Source organism: Corynebacterium macginleyi (assembly GCF_003688935.1).
Classification (GTDB): domain Bacteria; phylum Actinomycetota; class Actinomycetes; order Mycobacteriales; family Mycobacteriaceae; genus Corynebacterium; species Corynebacterium macginleyi.
Genome location: NZ_REGE01000046.1, coordinates 1 through 1,808 on the forward strand (window position 1 = coordinate 1; position 1,808 = coordinate 1,808).

Here is a 1,808-nt window from a genome sequence, read left to right on the forward strand (position 1 = left end):
AGGCTCCACCAAAGCCTGGGATATCGAACCCCGGTCGAGGTGGAAACCGAATTTTGGAAGAAGACCCCGCAACAGGGAATAATAGAAATCAAGGCAAATGCCTAGGAACAAAACTCGGGGCACTTCATGCCATGTAGCGTTTTTGTTGGATCCAATCGTCGTGTTGCTCGGCTAGGACCGCACCGACAAGCCGGATTATGGATTCGCGGTTTGGGAGGATGCCGATGACGTCGGTAGGCCGGCGGATCTCCCGGTTTAACCGTTCTGTGGGATTGTTCGACCAAACTTTCGTCCAGACTGGTTTCGGCGCTGCGGTAAATGCCGGTACCTCATCGAGTGATTCCTCCAGATAGGCCTCAACCTGCGGGAACTTCGGCTCCAGCAGGTCGACGACCTCGCAGGCTTGGGACCAGGTGGATGTGGCGTCAGGTTGCCCGAAGATCGTCTGGAACATCGCAGAGACCATCGGCCACCTGTGTTTTCGGGACCTTTTCTTAAGAGGTTCTTCGCGAAAAGGGTGCGGCAGTGCTGCCACGACGCATCGGGCAGTACTTCGGAAATGGCGTGCTGGATGCCTTCGTGGGCATCACTGGTGATAAGGAATACGCCGGTAATTCCGCGGGCTTTTAGGTCCTGGAAGAAGCCTTTCCACGACGCGTTGGATTCCGTGGTGGCAACGTGCATGCCGAGCATTTCGCGGTACCCGTCGGCGTTGACTCCGGTGGCAAGCAGCACTGAGCATGTGACCACCCGGCCGCCTTCACGGACTTTGATCGTCAGCGCGTCACACGACACAAAGGCGTACCCGCCGGGATCGAGCGGGCGGTTTTTAAAAGTCTGCGACCATGTCGTCAAGTTCTTCTGACATGCGTGAAACTTGGGATTTCGACATGTTGGCAATGCCTAGTGTCGCTACCAGATCATTCATCCTACGGGTCGAGACGCCTTTAAAGTAGCAGGTTGCAATCACGGTCGATAAGGCTCGTTCTGCCCGCGTACGGCGCTCGAGCAACCAGTCGGGGAAGAACGCGCCGTGGCGCAGTTTCGGCATTGCCACATCAATCGTGCCGGCACGGGTGTCAAGGTCGCGGTGGCGATACCCATTGCGGTGGTTGACCCGCTCAGCGGAGGCGACACCGTATTCGGCACCGCAGACACTGTCAGCTGCAGACACTGTCAGCTTGAGTGGAGAGGATCTGGTTGATAAACCCTTGCAGCATCTGCCCCATCAAATCAGGAGAGGCTTGGGCCAGCAAATCTTCCAGATAGGTTGCAGGGTCGATAGAATGTGGTGCAGCGGTCATCGTCATATGCCTTTCGGTGAGATGTGGTAGTTGAGTCGAAAGGTTAACTGACGGTGACCGCCCCACTATTTCCGGGGCTCACCATCAGCAAGCGTTACACCACACTAAGGGACGCAACCGGGTACGATGTTCAGAAGACTGAAATGGTAGCGGTGTGGTGAGTATCTGGTAGCGTCTGAGGGAGCATCCGGTAGCAGGTGGGTCTGAGCCCGACGGGTCGAGACTTCCCGCGGTCAGCCCTTCGTCAACGCCGTGACCTGCTAGGCAGTGGCCAGGCCGAGGCTTCGCGGTGCACGGCTCGAGCGTGTCAAGTTGTTTGTGTGTGGGGTTAGGTTTATAGGTATTTGTCGAAGCGGTCGGGAAAGGCCACGGCCATTTGGTTGATGGCTTGTTTCCAACCGGATACTCGCGCTCCTTCCACGAGCCTGCTGGCTGTAGCTGAGGCCCGTTTGCCTTGCTTGGCTCTCTTTAAGGCTCGTTTGTCTTCGATATTGCAGATCATCA

2 pseudogenes are annotated in these 1,808 nt (G+C 56.6%); both read right to left on the reverse strand.

From position 1 onward, the window contains the following. Positions 1-127 precede the first annotated feature (127 nt). Positions 128-1,304, reverse strand: a pseudogene (locus tag D9V82_RS11895) (IS256 family transposase); the annotation flags it as partial. A 334-nt stretch (positions 1,305-1,638) separates the two neighbouring features. Beyond that, a pseudogene (locus tag D9V82_RS12870) lies at positions 1,639-1,808 on the reverse strand (IS256 family transposase); the annotation flags it as partial.